The sequence below is a fragment of the Adhaeribacter sp. genome, from assembly GCF_057359045.1.
On the sequence record NZ_JBMQUD010000078.1, the window covers coordinates 80,771 to 102,804 of the forward strand.

Annotated in this window: 14 protein-coding genes and 1 riboswitch; of the genes, 8 read left to right on the forward strand and 6 right to left on the reverse strand. The window is 45.5% G+C overall.

All coding sequences use genetic code 11. The annotated features are described in order from the left end of the window. Window positions 1-22 precede the first annotated feature (22 nt). The 3 genes from ACO1R6_RS12550 to ACO1R6_RS12560 all read right to left on the reverse strand — a co-directional run bounded on the left by ACO1R6_RS12550 (window position 23) and on the right by ACO1R6_RS12560 (window position 6,102). Entirely contained in the window at window positions 23-2,908 is a 2,886-nt protein-coding gene (locus tag ACO1R6_RS12550; RefSeq protein ID WP_486265206.1) for a CHASE domain-containing protein, read from the reverse strand. Between the two features lie 163 nt (window positions 2,909-3,071). Continuing rightward, window positions 3,072-4,307 carry a mannonate dehydratase gene (gene uxuA, locus ACO1R6_RS12555; RefSeq protein WP_486265207.1) on the reverse strand — a complete coding sequence of 412 codons (1,236 nt, stop codon included), beginning with the start codon at window positions 4,305-4,307 and terminating at the stop codon, window positions 3,072-3,074. 286 nt (window positions 4,308-4,593) lie between these two features. Beyond that, window positions 4,594-6,102, reverse strand: coding sequence for a hypothetical protein (locus ACO1R6_RS12560; RefSeq protein WP_486265208.1), 1,509 nt, complete (start codon window positions 6,100-6,102; stop codon window positions 4,594-4,596). A gap of 506 nt (window positions 6,103-6,608) precedes the next feature. On the opposite strand from ACO1R6_RS12560, the gene ACO1R6_RS12565 reads away from it, so the two are divergent. After that, window positions 6,609-7,178 (forward strand): hypothetical protein, encoded by a 570-nt coding sequence (locus ACO1R6_RS12565; protein WP_486265209.1) that lies wholly within the window; start codon window positions 6,609-6,611, stop codon window positions 7,176-7,178. 102 nt (window positions 7,179-7,280) lie between these two features. Here ACO1R6_RS12565 and ACO1R6_RS12570 read toward each other — a convergent pair whose 3' ends face one another. The 3 genes from ACO1R6_RS12570 to ACO1R6_RS12580 are packed head-to-tail and all read right to left on the reverse strand — an operon-like array spanning window position 7,281 to window position 10,827. Beyond that, on the reverse strand, window positions 7,281-8,192 hold the full coding sequence (locus ACO1R6_RS12570) for a lysylphosphatidylglycerol synthase transmembrane domain-containing protein (protein ID WP_486265210.1): 912 nt from the start codon (window positions 8,190-8,192) through the stop codon (window positions 7,281-7,283). Continuing rightward, the gene (locus tag ACO1R6_RS12575; protein ID WP_486265211.1) at window positions 8,161-9,123 is read right to left on the reverse strand and encodes a glycosyltransferase family 2 protein; all 963 of its coding nucleotides are present in this window, start codon (window positions 9,121-9,123) and stop codon (window positions 8,161-8,163) included. The genes ACO1R6_RS12570 and ACO1R6_RS12575 overlap by 32 nt, the downstream gene beginning before the upstream one ends. Before the next feature lie 48 nt (window positions 9,124-9,171). Beyond that, a complete protein-coding gene (locus tag ACO1R6_RS12580; protein WP_486265212.1) occupies window positions 9,172-10,827 on the reverse strand; it encodes an ArnT family glycosyltransferase in 1,656 nt (551 codons plus the stop codon). A 510-nt stretch (window positions 10,828-11,337) separates the two neighbouring features. On the opposite strand from ACO1R6_RS12580, the gene ACO1R6_RS12585 reads away from it, so the two are divergent. The 7 genes from ACO1R6_RS12585 to ACO1R6_RS12615 all read left to right on the forward strand — a co-directional run. Beyond that, window positions 11,338-11,964, forward strand: a complete 627-nt coding sequence (locus tag ACO1R6_RS12585) for a DUF4159 domain-containing protein (RefSeq protein ID WP_486265213.1) — start codon at window positions 11,338-11,340, stop codon at window positions 11,962-11,964. Between the two features lie 228 nt (window positions 11,965-12,192). Further along, window positions 12,193-13,191: an AAA family ATPase gene (locus ACO1R6_RS12590; RefSeq protein ID WP_486265214.1), complete on the forward strand. Its 999-nt coding sequence runs from the start codon at window positions 12,193-12,195 to the stop codon at window positions 13,189-13,191. A 180-nt stretch (window positions 13,192-13,371) separates the two neighbouring features. Then, on the forward strand, window positions 13,372-14,247 hold the full coding sequence (locus ACO1R6_RS12595; RefSeq protein WP_486265215.1) for a DUF58 domain-containing protein: 876 nt from the start codon (window positions 13,372-13,374) through the stop codon (window positions 14,245-14,247). A 110-nt stretch (window positions 14,248-14,357) separates the two neighbouring features. Beyond that, the gene (locus tag ACO1R6_RS12600; RefSeq protein ID WP_486265216.1) at window positions 14,358-15,881 is read left to right on the forward strand and encodes a BatA domain-containing protein; all 1,524 of its coding nucleotides are present in this window, start codon (window positions 14,358-14,360) and stop codon (window positions 15,879-15,881) included. Continuing rightward, window positions 15,878-18,013, forward strand: coding sequence for a hypothetical protein (locus ACO1R6_RS12605; RefSeq protein ID WP_486265217.1), 2,136 nt, complete (start codon window positions 15,878-15,880; stop codon window positions 18,011-18,013). The genes ACO1R6_RS12600 and ACO1R6_RS12605 overlap by 4 nt, the downstream gene beginning before the upstream one ends. Before the next feature lie 11 nt (window positions 18,014-18,024). Then, the gene (locus tag ACO1R6_RS12610; RefSeq protein ID WP_486265218.1) at window positions 18,025-19,833 is read left to right on the forward strand and encodes a hypothetical protein; all 1,809 of its coding nucleotides are present in this window, start codon (window positions 18,025-18,027) and stop codon (window positions 19,831-19,833) included. A gap of 397 nt (window positions 19,834-20,230) precedes the next feature. Beyond that, window positions 20,231-20,341, forward strand: a riboswitch (SAM riboswitch). A gap of 96 nt (window positions 20,342-20,437) precedes the next feature. After that, a partial coding sequence (locus ACO1R6_RS12615; RefSeq protein WP_486265219.1) for a homocysteine S-methyltransferase family protein occupies window positions 20,438-22,034 on the forward strand: 1,597 nt, incomplete at its 3' end.

Consider the following 22,034-nt stretch of genomic DNA (forward strand, 5'->3'; position numbering starts at 1 on the left):
ATATGCTGCTCGCCATTAGTGGTTATACCTGGAAGTAAACGGTAAAAGTAGATCCTTTATGGGGCTCGCTTTGTACTTCTATGCGTCCGCCGTTGTTTTCGGCAATTCGTTTTACAATATAGAGCCCAATGCCGCTGCCTTCTACGTGGGTATGCACCCGCTTAAACATAGAAAAAAGTTTGTGCTGCTGGTCGGGCCGAATACCTAAGCCATTGTCAGTAACCGAAAGTTTTACAAAATTACCGGCGGCAGCAGTACTGATGGTAATTTCGGGGCGCCGGGCCGGGTCGTGGTATTTAAGGGCGTTAGAAACCAGGTTGTATAAGATGCTGCGCAGGTTTTTACGGGCATAGGTTATTTGGGGTACCGCAAAATCGGTTGTAATTTGGGCCTGCACTTCGGTCACCAACGGATTGATATCCAACATTACATCGGCCAGCACTTCGGCAAAAGAAAGGTTTATTTCGCTTTCGTTTACTTCTTTCTGTACCCGCGTTATATTGGTTAAATCAGAAATAGTACGTTTTAACTTGTTAATAGAATCCTGGAGCAACTGTAATACATATTGCTCTTCGGGAGCCAACTGGGTATAAATGCTGTGCATCATATCATTAATGAGACCTTCCAGGTTGGCAATGGGCGCCTTTAGGTCGTGCGAAGCAGTATACACAAAGTTATCTAAATCGGTGTTGGTACGGCGTAATTCATCGTTCATCCGTTTTAGTTCTTCGTTGGCTTGCATAAGCTTACGCCGGCTGTTTACCAGTTCGGTAACTTCTATAGCAAATACCAACACGGCCTCTACTGCCCCATCGGGGTCCAGTATAGGCTGGTAAACCAGGTTGAAATAGCCGGTTTGTTTTTTTCCGTTAAGTTCGTTGCTAATGGGCACTTCTTTACCCACGTAAGGTTTACCCGTACTAATTACCTGGTCTACCCGATCAAATAAACCTGGGCCAGAAATATCGGGATGGGCCAACCGAATATCCTTGCCCGGCAAAGCCTGGTTACCTAAAAATTTGCGGTATAACGGATTTGAAAAAATATAGGTTTGATCGGCTGCCCGGATTAAAGCCACAATAGCCGGTACTTCCAGAAATATTTTATGCAGTAAGTTGGCGTTCTCTTTTGTTTTCTGCTCGGCTTCCCGGCGGTCGGTAATATCTATTACCGAACCAATATAGCCCAAGAAATTACCGGCATTATTAAAACGCGGGCTACCGTTGCTTACCACCCAACGGTACTCGCCATCTTTTCGTTTTAAGCGATAATCTACTTCAAAACTGCTTCTGTTTAAATGGGCTTGCACAAAAATATTTTGCAGCCTTAATTTATCGTCGGGGTGTACGGCCTTGGTCCAGCCACTACCCAACGCCTCTGTGTACGATTGACCGGTAAACTCCAACCATTGCCGGTTCAGGTAAGTAGTTAAGTTTTTCTCATCGTTCAGCCAAATCATTACCGGGGCATTGTCGGCCATGCTCCGGAACCGGGCTTCGCTCTCAATTAGCGCTGCCTGGGCTATTTTTTCTTTGGTTATATCTCGTACTTCTAACACCATATACACAAAAGCACCTCTTTCGTATACCGGCGTAGCTGTACAGTTTACATTAAAAAAAGTACCATCTTTCCGGATAAAAACATCCTGGTGCTCCCGTAAAGAAGTATTTTGGGTTAGGGTTATTCCCAACGGGCAATCTTCCATTGGAAACGGCGAACCATCCGGATGCATGTAGTGAATAAGATTATGCATGGTTTGATTCTGCATTTCGGCCAAAGTAAAGCCCGTCATCTGCTCGGCCATTGGATTCATGAAAGTACAATAGCCTTTGCCATCTAAGATAAAAAGTCCTACGGTAGCATTATCGGTAATGGTTTGTTTTAACCGGTTAGTGTATTGCATATTGCCCAACGACCAAAAGGCAAAAGCTATTAGTAAACTAATAAAAATACCACCTACCAGCACAAAATCGGGGAGTTTGCTGCGGTTATTTAAAAAACCAGGGAGCGCCTGAAAATGAATAATCCAGGTGCGGCCCGCTATATCTAATTTTAAATCTTTTTGCAGGAGTTTCTCTTGTTTACCATCGGGTAAGGGATAATCGGGCCGATTGGCGTACAAAAGGTTTTCTGCGGTTAACGGATATCCGTCGAAAACTTGAATGGCAAAATCGTTATAGCTCTCATTAAACAGTTGGTTCATTAAGTCGCTGGCCCGAAAAGGACTAAAAACATAACCTTTAAGCAATTGCTGGCGCTCAGCGGAAGTAGCCGTTTGCTGTTGGCTCTGGTATACGGGCAGGTAAATTAAAAAGCCGGCCTGTACATCTTCGTTCGTTTCCTGTACCAGCTTTACTTTACCGGTAACCGAGGGCTCACCAGTATCGCGGGCACGTTCCATGGCGCGTTGGCGGGTTGCCTCACTAAACATATCAAAGCCAAAGGCCCGCAGGTTACGACCGGTAAAGGGTTCTATATAAAGAATAGGTACATATACTTCCCGTTGGCCAACCGGCTGTATGGTGTAATCCGGGTACCCTTCGGCACGTACTTCCCGAATATGAGCGGCTGAATCGGTGGGGTGTACTACTTGAGCAAAACCTATACCCTGTATGCCCGGATAATTCTGGTATACCCCCAGGTTATCAAAGTACCTGGCCCACTCCTCACGGGTAAGATCGTTAGATGCCGTAAACAACCCCTGGGCTCCTTTAAGAGCCTGGATATAATTGTTCAGCCGGCGATAAATTAAACTTTTAGCTTGGGCGGTTTGCGTGGTATACCGATTATTGAACCTTTCCTCTGCCTCCTTCTTTAAAAAAAAATAAGCAGCCAAAGTAACCCCTATAAAAAACAGGAGGGCAACCAAGGCTACCGAGAAATTTTTAATTAATTGTTTTAGACCCATCCGGCATCAACCTTAACATCAAGCCAAATTAAGCCAAAAAATAAATTTTATTTGCTATTAAAAGCAAAAATATAACCTGGCACCCCATTTTTGCACCTTCTAGCTTGGGGCAAAAATGGGGTGCCGGTTTTTTAATTAAAGATGTTAGTATGATGCTTGGGTATTATACCGTTTCAGGCTGCAAGTCCAAAGACCGGATTATCCCTAATTCCAGGCCACGCAATTCGGCCAGACCGCGCAAACGCCCGATAGCCGAATAACCTGGATTGGTTTTTTTATGTAAGTCGTCGAGCATGCGGTGACCGTGATCCGGCCGGAAAGGCATTTGGTAATCCGGGCGGTTTTCGCGGCGACGGCGCTGTTCTTCTTCTACCAGGGCCCGTACCACGGCGTACATATCAACGTCGCCGGCCAGGTGGTCGGCTTCATGGAACGTTTCGGGTTGGTCCGGGTCGCGTTTGGTGCTGCGTAAATGCACAAAATTAATTTTGTGGCCGTGGCGCTGCACCATACCGGGCAAGTCGTTGTCGGGCCGAACACCGTAAGAACCCGTACACATGGTAAAGCCATTGGCCGGCGAATCTACTACGTTCAGTAACTCTACTAAATCGGCTTCGGTGCTTACAACGCGGGGTAAACCCAGAATTGGCCGCGGCGGATCGTCGGGGTGAATTGCCATACGCACACCAGCTTCTTCGGCAACCGGTATAATTTCCTGCAGAAAATAAGCCAGGTTCTTGCGCAACTGCTGATCATCTACCTGATCATACGTGTTTAGTACCGCCTGAAATTCGGTGAGGGTAAAACTTTCTTCGGAACCCGGTAAACCCGCAATAATATTATTTTGTAGTTGTTTTTGGGCCTGGGCATCCAAACCCGAAAAATATTCTTTAGCCACCGCTATTTGCGCCTGGTTGTAAGTGGCCTCGGCACCGGGCCGTTGCAGAATAAATAATTCAAAAGCCGCAAAAGCAACCGCATCAAAACGCAAAGCCTCAGAGCCATCTTCTACCACGTAAGCCAGATCGGTACGGGTCCAGTCTAATATAGGCATAAAATTGTAGCAAATGGTATCTATGCCGCACGCGGCTAAGTTCCGGATGGTTTGCTTGTAATTTTCGATGCAACGCTGCCGCTCGGGATGGCCCGTTTTAATATATTCGTGTACCGGCACACTCTCTACTACCGACCAGCGCAGGCCCCGCGGACGTGCCGGGCTCACCGATTCGTCTAGCTCAATTAATTGTTTCCGTTCCTGAATGGCTTCTACGGGCCATACTTCGCCGTTAGGAATTTCGTGTAAAGCCGTTACAATGCCTGTAGCGCCGGCTTGCCGGATATCAGATAAAGACACCGGATCTTTGGGGCCGAACCAGCGCCAAGTTTGCTCCATACTCATAAGTTAGCAGTAATTAGTTATTAGTAGTTAGTTTTTTAGCTTTCAGCAATGGCTAGGGTTGGGGCTAGTTTTCTTAGATTAAAATTACGAACCCATAATAGCTTAAATAGTAAACTACTTAGTATCTGTTTAAATAATAAACAAATTGCCAGAAAATTAAGCCTCCTTGCGGCCAACCAAGCCCTCCAAAAAACAAAAATATCTTTTTAAACAGATAATTAGCCGGCCGGAAAAGAATATTTTTTCCGGCAACGTTGCCAAACAGCTTTAACCTGCCTATCCAATTTTAACTCACTAGTTCCAGCAAAACCTCGTAGTAAGGGCGGCTTACCATTTTAGATTTAAGCCAGGCATAATAACTCATGGCTTGCAAATCTTCGCGCTCGGGCGGCACAAACTCCAGTACATTTTGTACCTGGTTTAAAAAAGTGCGGCGGGTAGCGGCATCGGGTTGTAATATAAGTTGTTCTAAAAGCTGGATAAAGGCAGCTACATTTTTATATACCGGCTGCTCCAGCAATTCCTGGCAATTCCGCCTAATATTTTTAACTTTATCTAAAGCTATATCCAGGTTGCCAAACTCATATTGAATAATTAACTCGCCGAGGTGCTTTTTTAAAACCCACTCCTTACCCATTATTTTTTCGCACCATTTATCAGAATGCTCAATGTTCATGAGTACCCGGTTGGCTTTTTGGTAAGCTTCCTGGGCAAAATAAATAAAGCTAAGCCCCAAACTGGCGGTTAGGGTCTGGCGCTTACTTAGCAAATGGCTTTTCTGGTGCAGCAAATCATACATCAGGCTCAGTGCGCCTTCCAGGTTACGTAAAAAGGCATCGTTGGCGGTTTTCAGGAAAACGTACTTGGCGTAAAAAGTAGAGTAAAGGCTTTTGCCCTCGCCGGTAATGGTTTGGTAGAGTTCCTGTAAATAATAGTTAGACTGCGAAAATTTACGGTTGCGGTACAACACGTGCGCAATCATGTAAAGCAAGCTAATTTTATAATACTGGTGCGCCGGCGAAAACCCGTGCGTGGCTTGCACCTGTTGGTACTGGCTAATAATAAAAGGCTCAAAAGAATAAAAATCTTTGCGGGCCAGCACCGAACTCCGGGTAATAGACATGAGCTTGTAAAACAAGGCTGGCCGCTGACTTACCGCTTCTTTTAAACCGTAAGCTTTGAGTATGTTTTGGATGGTGTCGTCGAATTGTAAATCGCGGCCTTGCTGGCGGGTAGTTTCCAGGTGCTTTATAATTAAGCTATTGGCAATATTGGCCCGCTCGTCTTCGTCGGCGGCCAGTTTGTTTTCATTGCGCTTCCGGATTATCTCGTCCAAGTCGTCGGCAAACTCAGAATCGGCTTTTTCTATTTGTACATTGTAAATGGTGTTAAGCAAATCAAACTGGTCGTTGGCAATAGCCAATTTTTCTGCTTTACGCAACATATTCCAGGCCAGGCGGTCGGCCCGTACATCAAATAAATATTTAGCCAGCGAGAGCATACCCATAATCGAAGAACCGGCGGTTGGGTCTTCTTCCATGCGCTTGAGCACAATAAAATCGGTGAGGTGCTGCATCAGGCGCTTGCGCAAGGCATAATACGCCACGGCATTGGGTTCTTCGGGGTACAACCGCTGAATCAGTTCCTGGGGTTTGTAACTTTTTTTGCCCTGTAATAACTGAAAAAGCTCGTAATCTTTGCGGTTGCGTTTGTTTTTTTGCCGTTGGATAAAATAGTTAAATTCCTTTTTATCTTCTGCCGAAAGCGTATCAATGGTTATTTTAAGATCATCCATAAAACAAATGTTATACAGAATGTAAAATCTAATTCTGGGGGTAAGTTCCGTTAAAAACTAAGCCAATCAATATTTATCTAAGATGTACGCTACCAAATATTGGCCATTATAGCTTACAATAATAGTTCTAAATTACTTACCTGAGCGGGTTGCTTATTTTAAGAAGCCAAAAATTAAACAGAACAAATTATTTATTATCAGATAATTGCCTATTTATATCCGGTAAAATAAACGTCTGATTCTGGGCATTAAATATAGCGCATTTTTTTGCTTCTTATTATTTGTACCCGGCTGATTTAAATATTTAACAATTTAGATTTTACCCCATCCCGCAAGAGAATGTAAAATATTCTCTTGCCTTAAAATCAAAAGAATAGACTCTCCCGCCGCAAGTTTATATTAATCAATGAATATATTTAGGTTTAAGCAATACTTCAGAACAAAAATATATATTTGTATAATACTTATACAACACACCCATTAACAGCTTTTATCCTATTTTATTTATGAATAAACCTATACTATCTTTATTATTTCTGTTTATTACCCTGGGCCTGCAAGCACAGGACATTATTTTGACCAATTCCGGCGACGAACTAAAGGTTAAAGTAACCGATATTACTTCACAGGATATAATTTATAAACAAGCCGATTCGTTGCATTACCCCGTTTTAACCATTGCTAAGGCGTCGGTTTTTCTGATTAAATATGCCGACGGCACCAAAAATATTATTACTCCGTCGCAAAACAGCACCAGCAACGCCGATCCCAAAACCATGTACCAGCGCGGCCGGACAGATGCCCGCCAACATTACCGGGGAACCGGTGCTTTTTGGGGAAGTGCCGCTACTGCCCTGGCCATGGGTTTGCCAGGCCCTATAATTATTGGAGCCGTTCCGCCTAAACTAAAATTCACCGAAGACATGGATACCAACCTGGTCCAGAACACGCACTACGTAAGTGGTTACAAAGCTGAGGCTTACCGCCGAAAAATAGGCAAAGCTGCCACAGGCGGGGCTTTAGGCATTGGAATTGGCGTGGTGCTGATTTCTATGTTAGTAAGTGCGGGCTACTAAGAGCCGGCAAAGACAGAATCAGGTTTTAATATTTAACAGGCAGAACGGTAAGGTAGCTGGTCGTTAGGAGATTTTCTTAAGCCCCGCTATCTCACTGTTTAGTTAAAATATTCTTTTACTTAATTTTTGCGGGTTAAGCATACTGCCCTCCGGCGTATTGGGGGTTACGGTAAAAACCCCGCCTACCAGCGAAGAAAGCGCCGTAATACCAAAAAAGAGTAAACTAAAAGATACCGCCACAGTTTTATCGATTGGCAAATATTGGTAACCGAGCAGAAACACCAACTCGCGGGCCCCTACGCCACCTACCGTAATGGGCAAAACCGATACCACCGAAGAAATAAGGAAAAGGGCCAGGTAATCTATATATTGCCCACGAACGCCGAAACTTTGCAACAGACAAACCGCACAAATTACCTGTAAAAGCTGCACCAGAAAAGAATAATACCCGGTTACCCAGAACTGGCCTATAAATTTCCGGAATAACCAAACACAAAATACATAATACCCCGGCAGCAGCAATAGGGTAGCTACCCCCACTACCAAGTTAAAATTAAAAAATACCGGCCGGTGGTTGGTAAAAAGTAGCAAAATACCAGCTAAAAATGCCAGGGCGGCCAGTCCGCTAATGCGATCCAGTAAAGAGGCGCTTATCAGGTCTTTAACTTTGGTTTTGTACAGCCGGTTAATTAAATATACTTTGTACCCATCGCCGCCAATAGAACCGGGTAAAAATAAATTGTAAAACATGCCAATGTAGTACAACTTCAGGTTCAGGCTTTTATCTATTATTACCGGAATGGCCTCGAAATATTTATTTAGCCGAAAAGCGCTTACAATTTTAGATAAGTTAAACAAAATTAAAGCGGCTACCAACCAGCCAAACTGCAGGTGCGCTAATAATTGCTTAGCCTGGCTTAAGTCAATTTCGCGTAGTACAAAGTATACGGCTACAAGGGTAAACGCCAGCTTTAAGCAAAATTTAAGATATTTTTTCAGACTCGTTTTGGCCAATATATACTTCTTTAATATTGTACGGTTTTTTATCCTGCGATTCAAAATAAATACGCATCAGAATTTCGGCAATAATACCAAAGGTAATCAGGTGAATGCCCGCTAAAATTAGCAAAGCACCTAATATAAGTAAGGGACGCCCGCCAATTTCGGCACCAAACAGTTTTTCACCGACGAGGTAGAAATTAATAATTAAACCGGCTAAAAACGCAATTATACCGACCGAACCAAATAAGTGCATGGGGCGCTGCAAATATTTCTGGAAAAAGACCATCAGCAGCAAATCGCTCATTACTTTAAAGGTACGCCCCAATCCGTACTTAGATTGGCCGTGAATGCGAGCGTGGTGCTTTACATTTACTTCGGTTATTCTGGCGCCCTGCAACTTGGCCAACACCGGCACAAAACGGTGCAACTGCCCGTAAAGGCCTAAATTTTTGGCGATGCTGTTTTTAAATATTTTCAGTGTGCAGCCATAGTCGTTCAGGTAAACCCCCGTCATCTTCCGGATAATGGCGTTCGCAATTTTACTGGGCACTTTGCGCAACACCATGCCATCCTGTCGTTTAGCCCGCCGGCCACCCACCACGTCCCAGCCTTCATTTTCGAGCTTGGCCAGCATCATCGGAATATCCGTTGGGTCGTTTTGTAAATCACCGTCCATGGTTACAATGTACTCGCCCTGGGCCTGGGCAATACCGGCAGCCATAGCCGAAGTTTGACCATAATTTTTGTAAAAAATAAGCAGCCGCACGCGTTCGTCCGCAAATAATTTAACCATGTTTACAGTTTGGTCCGTAGAGCCGTCGTCTACCAGAATAATTTCGTAGTCGTATCCGGTAAGGGCCGCATGTAGCTTTTGCAGCAACGGATGGATGTTATCTTCTTCGTTCAGCAGGGTAATAACAACCGATAATTTAACTTTATACATTTTATCTAATATTTTTTAATCCGGATAAAACCAGGTGGGCCGATAGGGTTATTTTACCACTGTTCCCGGTCGGGCCGGCGACGTAGCGGTGCGCGCTAACACAGCCTGCTTGGGTACTTTAAAAATGATGTAATTTTCTGTTTGGACCTGAAGCTGACAAGTTGCCTGAATGTGCCGCGCCAGTTGCGGGTGGTTATACAGTATATCCTGGTAATGCGTGCTAACAATGCCAAACCAATCGGCGCTTTGCGCCCGTAAATTTTCGAGGTGTTGGATAGATTCCTGGTCGTTGGCGGGCAGGGCCGTAGGGGCCCAGCCATCTGCCGGCGGAAATACCCAGCCCCGCTGCCGGCTGTAATATATAGCTACCGGGTCGCCGATATCTTCTGGAATGGTAATTACCAAATCCTGGGGTTTACTTAACTGTTGCAGGGCCATACCCATTTGGTAACTGCGGTAAGCATTCTGGCTGTTGTACAGCGCGTTTCTTAAAATAGAAATACTCGAGTAACCCATACACACCAGCACTACCGCTACTCGCATAGCCGGCAGCCAAGAGCGGGCACCAATGGTATTTTTGCCCAAACTCCCCAATATTACCAGTCCGCGCCCGGCAAAGGCCGCCGCCACCGGGCTGAAAATATGGAAGTTCCAGGGATTATGAATCAGCTCCTGCGCCCCAATAATATAATAGAAAACACAGCCAGCCAACCAAAAATGGTAAAACCACGGCGCTTTAACCAAAGCTTTAGTTGGTTCCTGGGCAGAGGTGGCAACCAGTGGTGGCAGATAGAGCAAGCCAAAAAATACCAGCACCAAACCTGGCAAGCCCCACAACCAATAAAGCATAACATTGTAGAAACTTAGAAGGTAAAACCGCTTGCTTATCCAGCTTTTTAAACCTTCATCCCAGAGCCAGTTACCGGAGCCGGCAAAATGGTGCGGGGGGTAAGTAAGCGCCAGGTGACGCGCCCATAAATAATAAGCTACTACCGGCAACAAAGCTACTAGTGCTACCCCCACCATAATGCCTAGCCGCTGCCACGATAATTCTTTTTTAGCCTGTAAAATGGCAATAGCAGCATACACCATAGGAATGCCCACCAGCAAACCCGGTATTTTGGTTAAAAAGCCCAAACACCCCATAATGGCCGCCAGCATTAAATACCACGTTTTATTTGTTTGCAGATACGCCACCAATAGCCATAAACTGGTTACCACCAACGAAACCATGGCCGGGTCCGGTAAAAACGAACGATCAGTAAAAACAGAACCGGGTAAAATGGCCATAACCAAAGCCGTAGCCAGGGCATGTTTTTCGTCCCAGACCCGCCGGGTAAGTTGGTAAAGCGCAAATATGCCCCACAAACCAAACAGAATGGCCACACCGCGGCCTACCCAATCGTGCTGCCCTACTACGCGGTAAAGTAAAGCCGCCATATATGTAACCGTCTGAAATTCGCGCCCCTGGTAACTAAGGCCCGGTCCGCTCCAACTTACCTCGGGGTATAAAATATTAGGGTTGCGGTGCAAAAAATTATCGGCCATCATGGCAGTACTGGCTTGCCGCCAACTAAAAGCATCTATGTAAGGCTGGGTAATATTATTTAACCGCAGCACTGCCGCTAAAACCAATATCAGCCAGATAGGGAGCCACCGAGCACGGGAATTCTGACCAGAAAAATTTACGAAATACAAAAGCATTGTGGGTAATGTTAGACCAGGCAATTAACACTTTGATTTTTACTGCTTTGGCTAAACAAATATATATCAATAATTTTAAATATATTAATAAATAAATATATTTTTTCTTCTGTCTTCCCGCCTCAACTTAAATTACACCCACGCACTATTTTTTTACCTATTGGTTTATTCTGAGACAAACAGCAAAAAAGAGCGAAAAGAAAAATTTTGGTAAACTTCTATTAAACTACTTTACCTGATAAAATCTTAACCAATATAAGGTATTTTATTTTAATTTAAATTATTCTTAGTCGATTAGAAGTTAAATTTAATAATACCTTTAATTAAGAGTACTTTTAGCATTGCTTCGGGTATGCTATTTAACCCCGATATATATATTGTCCGAACTTGCTTGGGTAAGAGATTACCTAAACCCATTGGTTTACTAGAATATTTCTTAATTTGGGGAGAGAATATTTTTTCTGACGGCTAAACTTGGCTCTTGGCCCAGCATTACGTTTAACTTAATTCATGCCTGTAGTTTCGACTTTTACGTTTGTGCGTCTGCAGTACCGCTCCGGCGATTGGGACACCGACGCCCGCATGCCGACCAATATTTTAAATTCTTTAATTGAATACACCACACTAAAAATAAACGCCCAGGAAAAAATTGTAGCGCTGGAAAGCCCGGAAATATTTAAGTATCCGTTTTGCTACCTCAGTGGCCACAAACTGGTGCAGTTTAGCCCCAAAGAAAAAACCAACTTTACCAACTATGTGCGCAACGGCGGCTTTGTATTTGCAGACGATTGCAACCACGATATTGACGGCCTTTTTGCCCGTTCGTTTGAGCAGCAGATGCAGGTTTGTTTTGGCCCAAACGCTTTGCAGAAAATTTCCAATGCGCACCCGCTCTACCGGGCTTTCTTTAAGTTTCCGGAAGGGCCGCCTACAACTTCTTTTGAACTAAACGGCTGGGGCGACGACCTGGTGCACGATTATTTAAAAGCCATACTGGTAAACGGCCGCATTGGAGTGTTATACAGCAACAAAGATTACGGCTGCGAATGGGACTACGACTACCGGAACAAACGCTGGCTGGCCGAAGACAATACCAAATTTGGCGTAAATATAATTATGCATGCTTTAACCGCCTGATATTTAAGCAATAAGCTTAACTATTCCGGACTATATTCATTTTAAACTAAGGAAACTTTGCTCTAATTAATAGAGATAATAAAATATTAGATAACAAACCTTGTATTAACGCTCACCAATGATTTTGGGTAAAGCCTGCTTAATGGAGACAATTCCCCCGCTTATCTCCACAAAAAAAACAGCAGTGCCTTACCAAATCTGAAAAACTTTAATCAAACCAGCTAAAAAATGAATAACGAAGCCGCTGTACAAGCTTTATTAGCCAAAATACCTAATCTCCGAACCGAAGTAGGCAAAGTAATTTTCGGGCAGGAACAAGTGCTGGAAGAGGTACTCATAACTTTATTGGCCGGCGGGCACGGTTTACTGGAGGGTGTACCGGGCTTGGCCAAAACCCTTTTGGTCCGGACCCTGGCCCAGGCTACCGCCTGTGCTTTCCGGCGCATTCAGTTTACCCCCGATTTAATGCCCACCGATATTTTGGGCACCGAAATATTAGAAGAAGACCACAGCACCGGCAAACGCTTTTTTAAATTTAATGCCGGTCCGGTGTTTGCAAATATTGTGCTGGCCGACGAAATAAACCGTACACCACCCAAAACCCAGGCCGCCTTACTAGAGGCCATGCAGGAGTTTGAAATAACCTACGCCGGCAAAACCTACCCGCTACCCCGCCCCTTTTTTATTCTGGCCACCCAAAATCCCATTGAGCAGGCCGGCACGTACCCTTTGCCCGAAGCCCAACTCGATCGTTTTTTGTTGTACATTCGCATTAAGTACCCCACCGAGCAGGAAGAACTGCATATTTTATCTGGTACTACCGGTGCGCAATCTTCAAAAATTTCGCCGGTTATAACCGCCGACGAAATAATGAAGCTCCAAGCTTTAGTTCGCGAAGTAACCATTAGCCCCGATTTAATTGCTTTTGTAAACCAATTGGTACGCAATACCCGCCCGGCTATTTCTAAGGTTGATTTTATTAAAAATTACGTACGCTGGGGAGCTGGTCCGCGAGCGGGGCAAGCGCTTATTTTAAGTGCCAAAGCCCGCGCCCTGCTGCACAACCGGTTTGCCGTTACCGCCCAGGATATTAGCTTATTGGCTTACCCCGTGCTCCGGCACCGCTTGGTATTAAGCTATAATGCCGAAGCCGAAGAAATAAACACCGATCACGCCATAACCAAACTCCTGCAGGCCATTATCTTACCGGCAGCTATTTTAAAATGAGTTATTTGATATTATTTTTTTCCAGGGCAAGTGCTGTAAAACTTAGATAAAAATATTGCTAAGGTTAAATATTGGTATTGAGTATTTTTTTGGCGAGAGGTGGATTTAGCCTTTGGGCAAAAAATTAAGGATTTCAAACAAAGCACTTGGCAATCATCAACCAACAATTAACAATTAAAAATGATTAACCCGCAAATTCTGATTCGGTTGAAAGACCTGGCATTGGTAGCGCGAATGGTAGTAGTGGGCTTTAAAACGGGCTTGCACCAGAGTCAGCGCCGGGGAGCCGGCTTAGAATTTAGCCAATACCGCAGCTACGAACCCGGCGACGATTTACGCCGCCTCGACTGGAAAATGTTTTCCCGATCCGACCGCTACTTTATTCGCGAGGCCGAAGCTGAAACCAATTTGCGCGTGCAGTTTATCCTGGATGCCAGCCATTCTTTAAACCACACCGAAAACGGTATTAGCAAAATAGCTTACGCCCGCCTGGCAATGGCCGCTTTGGGCTACCTGGCTACGCAACAAGGCGACGAAATAAGCTTACACATTTTGCAGCAGGCGCAATTACAAGACGTACTGCCGCAGGCCAATCAGGGTAATTTGCACCGGTTCTGGCAAACTTTAGACAAAACAGCGCCCGCTGGCAAGTTTGCCGAAGCAAAAATTCAGCAACGGCTGCTGCGCTACACCAAACAAAAAACCATTTCAATTTTTATAAGCGATATGTACGAGCAGGAAACCGAAATAACCAGCTTGTTGCAAGGGCTGCGCAACCGGAGCCAAGACGTCATTTTACTGCATTTAATCGGCCAGCAAGAACAAACCTTAACGTATAACGGCTTAATTACTTTTGAAGATCTGGAAACCGGCGAACAGGTACAGGTAGATGCGGCCCGGCACCGAACGGTTTACCAGCAACAATACGGGGCCTGGTTGCTTAACCTGGAGCAATCGCTCCGAAAAAAAGGCATCCATTACCAACGCCTGTATTTGCACCAACCGCTAGATACGGCCCTGCGCACCTTCTTAAAAACCCGCCAAAAATATTACTGAATTGCTTTAAACGTTTACCACCACCGGTTCTGCCACAAAACACTTATTCACCTAAACAAATAACCCCACAACTAAACGCTCATAATATTTTTACTAGCTGATTTTACTGCATGTTCCAACTGCTTTCCCCTTTCTGGTTAATTGCCTTGGTAGGTCTTTTGGTACCGGTATTTATTCATTTGTGGCACAAGAAAAAGCCTGGTGTTATTCAGGTAGGCAGCATCCGGTGGTTACAAGCCGCCGCAAGCCAACGGGTAAGCCGCTTCCGGTTACAAAACCTATGGTTGTTGCTGCTGCGTTGTTTGCTGCTTAGTTTTCTGGTTTTATGCTTGTGCAGCCCGGTTTGGCTAAACAACAAAGCCGGAGTGCCGGGTAAAAATGTGTTTGTGGCGCCCGATTTGCTGGCCCCGGCATCTTTAAAGCAAATCCAATCTACCGTAGATTCCTTAATCGGGCAAGGTTATAGCCTACACACATTTACGCCTTCCTTTAGTTTAATTACTCCCTCAAAATGGGAAGCTATTAAATCTGGGAAAGAACCGATGAATGTACCGGCTGCGCCTGAAAATTATTGGTTTATGGCTACTCTCCTGGCTAAAAATTTTCCGGATACCGCCGATAATATTATTTTCACACCCACAGAGTTAAAATATTTTAGAGGTTCGCGGCCCAATTTGCCGCGCACTTTCCGGTGGTTAACTTTTCCGGCAGCAATGCCTCGTCTGTGGGTACAGGCCGCCTTTAAAATTAATCCCGATACGCTTGCCGTACGCCTGGGTACCAGTTCAGCCACCGGCACCCATTTTAAACTGGTTACCATGCCATTGCCCCAATCCGGCACCGCGCTGCTCCAACCCGAACTATCTTCCTGGCAGTACTTACCTGGCGGCGGGCAGGAATATTTACGTTCCGGCTCCGATTCTGTACGGATTAAGCAAACACCACCCGAAATAACTGTTTTTTACGATCGCTCCCGGCAAGCCGATGCCCAATATGTGCAAGCGGCCCTAAAAGCCATCAGCAGCTATACAGGCCAACCTATTTCCATTAATCTTACCACCAGCCCTACCACTATTACCCCCCGCAGTATTTGGCTTTTCTGGTTATCCGATGCCAATTGGTCCGCCGCAGTAGATCAGCACCTGCAAGCTGGTATGCAACTATTAAAAGATGCGCCTGCTGCTCCAAAACTTAACCAGACTACCTGGTTTCGTCCTGATTTTACCCCGGCTACTATCCGGATTTACCAGCAGCAATTATCAAATTCCCCAAGTAGTTTCCCCATCTGGACGAATAATTTTGGCGAAAAGCTCCTGCAAAGGCAATCCGTGGGCAAAGGCAATATTTATTATTTCGGGAGCCGGTTTAACCTGGCCTGGGCCGGCTTAACCGAAAACCCGCTTTTCCCCGAAATTATTTATAACTTGCTTTTCCCGGAACAAACCACCGGGCATTTTCTCCCCCACGACCAAAGAATACTGAGCCCGGAACAGGCTCAGCCCATTTTTTTTGTCCGCTATTTGTTACCGGCAAGGCTTAGCCGGCAGCAGCCCCTGCAAGATTGGTTCTGGGGCATGGCGGCTTTGTTATTTTTATTCGAACGGATTTGGTCTTACCGTCGTGCTACTTTATGAGTTCTATTCTTTTTTTCCAGCAGGTACGGCAAAACTACATGCAGCGTAAGCTGGGTTACTACGGGGTGCTGCTCCTGGGCGTATTGCTGGTGCTGGCCGCTATACTTTACCAATGGCCCTATAATGTAATAATCTGGCTGTTTTGCCTCGGTGGGTTAGGAGCTTTCTTGTTGTGGGCAGGCTTTCAATTATATGGAGTAGTACAAATTACCCCGGCCATTATTTGCCGGCACTTAAACCGTACCCATCCGGAACTGGAAGAAAGTTGCCAACTATTTTTGTTACCGCCCGATAGACTGACGCTGCTGGAGCAAATGCAACGCCAACGCATACAACCTTACTTCAATCAATTAAATTCGGCACAAATTACTCCCGTACAGTACCGGCAGGCCTGGTATATTCTAATAAGTTGTCTGGCTGCTGCCGGCCTGTTGTTTTTACTCAAGTCATTGGCTCCAAAGGCACCAAACGCAACAGCTATTTCGGCTCCGGCCATGCAAACCGTCCGGAAAATATTACCCCAGGTACAGCAAATTACTATTAGGGTTGTGCCACCACCGTATACCCAGCGCCAACCTTATAGGGTAAGTACACCTAGTTTTAAAGCCGAAGAAGGCGCTCTGATAACCTGGGAAATTAAAACAACCGGGCCAGTTAATACCCTCCAGTTGTCCGGGGCCGGAAAGAAGAATCTAAATTTCAAACCAACACCTGAGCACCACAACCAGTTTACCTTTAGTTTGCGGGTAACCCAGCCTTTTATTTATACCATAAACCTAAATAACCAGAAGTCGGAATATTACGCAGTAACAGTCATCAAAGACCAGCCTCCGCGCATAACGGTACAAAATCCTGGCGCATTTACCGCGGTAGCTTTCGGCGACCCGCAAATAATACCCGTACGGGCTACTATTACCGACGATTACAGGTTACAAAATGTTGATTTGGTAGCTACCATTGCCCAGGGCTCCGGCGAAAACGTTAAATTTAAACAAGTAAACTTACCGCTACATATTTCTGCCAACGAAAACAAAACTTCCTTTCAGGCCCGGCAAAGCATAAACCTAAGATCATTGGGCCTAACGTACGGCGACGAACTGTATTTTTATTTGCAGGCCCAGGATAATAATCGTGGTTATACCCGCACCGAAAGTTTTCTAATACAACTGGAAGATACAACGGTAACTACTGATTTTGATGGTTTAGCCATGGGCCTGAATACCGTACCCACTTATTTCCGGAGCCAGCGCCAGCTCATTATCGATACCGAAAAGTTAATTAGCAAAAGTAAAAGCCTGGACAAAACAGCTTTCCAAGACAGATCACAGAATTTAGGCGAAGAGCAAAAAATATTGCGCCTGCGCTACGGCAAATTTCTAGGCGAAGAATACGAAACCAATGCGGGCGCCAACCCAGCAGCAAAACCGGAAACCCACTCCGACGACGATGGCCACGACCACGGGAACCAAAGTTCTGGCAATGCGCTGGCCCCATTTATACACCGGCACAACAACGAAGAAGAAGCTACCTATTTTGAACCTGCCATTAAAGTAAAGCTAAAAGCAGCTCTGGCCCAAATGTGGGAAGCCGAATTGCGTTTACGTCTGCACCAGCCCCGCCAGGCTTTGCCTTTTGAGTACAAAGCTTTACGGTTACTGAAAGACGTGCAGCAAAGTAGCCGGGTATACGTCCGGAAAACAGGTTTTCCCTTACCCCCACTAAAGGAAGCCGAAAAAAGGCTAACCGGCGATTTAACCCAGGTAAACAAAATTGAAACCCAAACAAAAAAAGAAGCAAAAAATCTTTATCCGGCCAGCCGGCAGGCCCTTACCTGGTTACTAAAACAAACTGAAAAACAAAATTATGACGCTAAGCAGGCAACTTTATTGCAACAGGCCGGCCCCGAACTGGCCGCCGCGGCTTTACAAGAACCAGATAGGTATTTAACATCTTTGCAAGATTTGCGCACTATTATTTCCCAAATGCAAACCGGGCAACCACTTTGCCAATCTTGCTTACAAACCCTGATAAGGGCATTCAGTAATTTGTTACCGCCACCGGTAAACACCCCGGCCCCAACGCCAACGTACCGGCACGCACTCGCCGAAAAATATTTCCAGAATATAAAATAGTACTTAACCCATTGGCAAACATTTATTACTATATCGGTGCTGTTTTACTGGCCGGCGGGCTGTTATGGCTGGCCTGGCAGCGACCTAATCGTCGCCGATTGGCCTGGCGGTCGCTGGCCATTGTGGGGGCCGTTATAGCGCTGCTTTTCGTTGCCCGGCCTCCCCAAAGGACTATCCGGCAAAACACCACCCAGGCCATACTGCTTACCCCCGGTTACTACCCCGATTCCTTAAAAGTATTAAGACGCAAAGTTGGCCGCAACCAAAGTATTTTCCGTTACGCCCAAGTAACCGGCCCTGGCCTACAAATAAACAGCCTTAAAGAAATAAGAACAAACCATCCGCAGGTAAGGCAACTACACGTTTTAGGATATGGTTTAACTGCCGATGAGTTGGCCGAAGCAGATTCTGTGCAACTGATTACGCATTTAAACGCCCCGCCAGCAGGAGTTACTGAGGTTAACTGGCCAAATGAAATGCTGCTCGGAGAAAATATTACCGTTACGGGCCAATATTACCAGGCTACGGCTAAAACTACTCAGCTTTTTCTTTCTCTGGCTGGTAAACGCCAGGATTCTATCACCCTAAACAAAGCAGGTTACAACCGATTTTTGCTTCGGTATTTACCTAAACAAACCGGCGAATGGGTTTTAACCCTCGAAGAAAAGGAAAAATCAAAACCAACAACTTATGCGGGCCCAGTACCAGTAGTTGTGGCACCCCGGCCATCCATTAAGGTGCTCTTATTACAAGCCTCGCCCGGTTTCGAGTTTAAATTTTTAAAGAATTACCTGGCTGCTGCCGGCCACGCAGTAGCGGTACGCACTACTATCAGTAAAAATGTTTACCAAACCGAATGGCTTAACTTTAACCGCCAAAACCTCTCGGTTTTATCTTCCGCGCTACTCAATCAATTCGATTTAATTGTCACCGACTCGGATGCCCTGCAGCACTTAACCGTAACTGAGCAAAATAATTTAGTCCGGGCCATCCGGACGAATGGTTTGGGGTTATTAGCGCTTCCGGCCACATGGCCTATGCCATCTAACCCCCCATTATTAGCCGCTTTCCGGTTTAAGCCGGCCCCAAACGCCAAAACAAATGTAGCCGCTATTTATTGGCCCGAGAGGCAAAAAACCGCGTCTGGTTTAACCGCACCCGCTACCATTAATTTTAATCCAACGTTAAAGAATTTAGTTTGGCATACCCAGGGCACCCTGCTTGCTGCCCAAAAACAGGGCTGGGGAACGGTAGCCTTTAGCTTACTTCCCGAAACCTTTAGCTGGCGCCTGGCCGGCGATTCGGCAACTTATAACCAATATTGGGCTTTTGTATTGAGCCAGCTAACCAAACCGCTATTGGCTAACCACACCTGGCACACTACCGCCACGCCGCATTCCTACGTAAATCAGCAACTTACCTTACACCTCGCAGAATATACTGGGAATCTGGCGAAACCGGATTTTCCTGAAGCGTTAGTACGTACAACCCAGGCCGATAGTACGTCTGTTTATCTGGCCCAACACCCGGTTTTACCCCATCGGTTTACGGGTACTTACTGGCCACGGCAAGCCGGCTGGCACCAGGTACAAAAACCCGGCGGCACACCGCACGCATTCTATGTTTTCCCCGCTACAGCCTGGACTTCCCAACAGCAGCACATAAGGCTAAACCAAACAAAATCATGGATTAAAGAAGCAGCAACAAATAAAAAAGAGCCGCTTCAATATTATTACAAACAGGAACCCTGGCCCCAGATTTACTTCTTTATTTTTTTCTTGGTGTGCGCGGGTTTTCTGTGGCTCGAAGAAAAACTATGAACAGCTAATTAAAATTAAAGTACAAAACAAATATTTGCCTTTACTTAGCATTTATCGGCGCAAGAGCTATTACCAGTTTCTTTGAAAGATTATTTGGAACAACTTTTCAGAACTGCTCCAATCTAAATTATCAACCAGAAGCACCCTTAAAATCAATGCCACACCTTTCTGTATAAATATTTTAAGCAGCCACCAGAAAGCATAGTTTATGCATGGCCCTTGCGCCCGAATGTGGCGCTGAGAAGCTTTAGAAAATTTATTTTATGCAAGCGACTTATCCCTTATGCTTTCTCCAGTGATAAAATGTTTTACCCTACTTTTTTATTGCTACTCTTTAGAATATATATACTATTTAAGATATACTTGTTAATTATCTTTTAACTATTTATATTTGCACCACTTATCAAGAAAGACCGAGGGACATGGCCCGTTGAAGTCTTAGCAACCCTGGCAAGCAGGGTGCTACTTCCATCCCGCAAACGGTACACGGCCGTGGGAAAGATGAGATAAACAGATTGCATAAATCCGGACTAACTCACACGAATATCTTGATAAGCAAAAACTGGCCTAAAAAGCCCTAATTTTTGCTTAACGCACGATTACTATGACAACGATTGCTACCGAAAGCGCCATTACGCGCATCGAAGAAGAAATTAAAAAACGCATTCTGGTGCTCGATGGCGCCATGGGCACTATGATTCAGCAATACAAGCTGGAAGAAGCCGACTATCGGGGCGAGCGCTTTAAAGATTATCCTTCGGATTTGAAGGGCAACAATGATTTACTATCGCTCACGCAGCCGCACATTATTAAAGAAATTCACAGCCAATATTTTGCGGCCGGCGCCGATATTGCAGAAACTAATACTTTTAGTGCGACTACCATTGGGATGGCCGATTACGGCATGGAAAGCCTGGCCTACGAACTTAATTATGAATCGGCGCGAATTGCCCGCGAGGCCGCCGATGAGTTTACCGCCCGCGAACCGCACAAGCCTCGTTTTGTAGCGGGCGCTATCGGCCCGACCAACCGCACCGCTTCCATGTCGCCGGACGTGAACGACCCGGCTTACCGGGCTATCACCTACGACGAACTCGTAATAGCTTACACCGAACAAATTGAAGGCTTGGTAGACGGCGGCGTGGATGCGCTTTTGGTAGAAACGATATTTGATACGCTGAACGCCAAGGCGGCTTTATTTGCCATCGACCAGTATTCGCAGCGCACCGGTAAGCGCTTGCCCATTATGGTGTCGGGCACCATTACCGATGCCAGCGGCCGGACCCTTTCGGGCCAAACCGTAGAGGCTTTCTTATATTCCATCTCGCATTTGCCTTTGTTGAGTGTAGGCTTGAACTGCGCTTTGGGTGCTAAACAATTGCGTCCGCATATTCAGTCTTTGTCGAAGGCCTCTAAGTTTTACGTGAGCGCTTACCCCAACGCGGGCTTACCTAATGCTTTTGGCGAGTACGACGAAAGTCCGGAGCAAATGGGCGCGCACATCCGCGATTTTCTGGAGCATAACTTTGTAAATATTGTGGGTGGGTGTTGTGGTACCACGCCGCCGCACATTAAAGAAATTGCCCGCATTGCTGCTGAATATTCACCGCGCCAGAAACCCCAATTACCGGCCGTTCCTAAATATTCCGGCTTAGAGCCTTTAACCATTTTCGAAGGTTCTACTTTTATTAATATTGGCGAACGGACCAACGTAACCGGTTCCAAAAAATTCGCCCGATTAATTCTGAACGATAATTTCGATGAGGCGCTATCTATCGCTCGCGAGCAGGTAGAAAATGGCGCCCAAATTATCGACGTAAACATGGACGAAGGCATGCTCGATTCTGAGAAGGCCATGACCCATTTCCTCAACCTGATTGCATCGGAGCCCGATATTTCGCGCGTGCCCGTTATGATTGACTCTTCTAAGTGGAGCGTGATTGAAGCCGGTCTAAAATGTGTACAGGGTAAGTGCATTGTTAACTCCATTAGTTTAAAAGAAGGCGAAGAAAAATTTAAAGAAGTAGCCCGCAAAGTGCGCAGTTACGGTGCCGCCGTGGTGGTAATGGCTTTCGACGAGCAAGGTCAGGCCGATAACTACGAGCGCCGCACTGAAATTTGTGCTCGTGCTTACAAAATATTAACCGAAGAAGTCGGCTTTGCGCCCGAAGACATCATTTTCGACCCGAATATTTTAACCG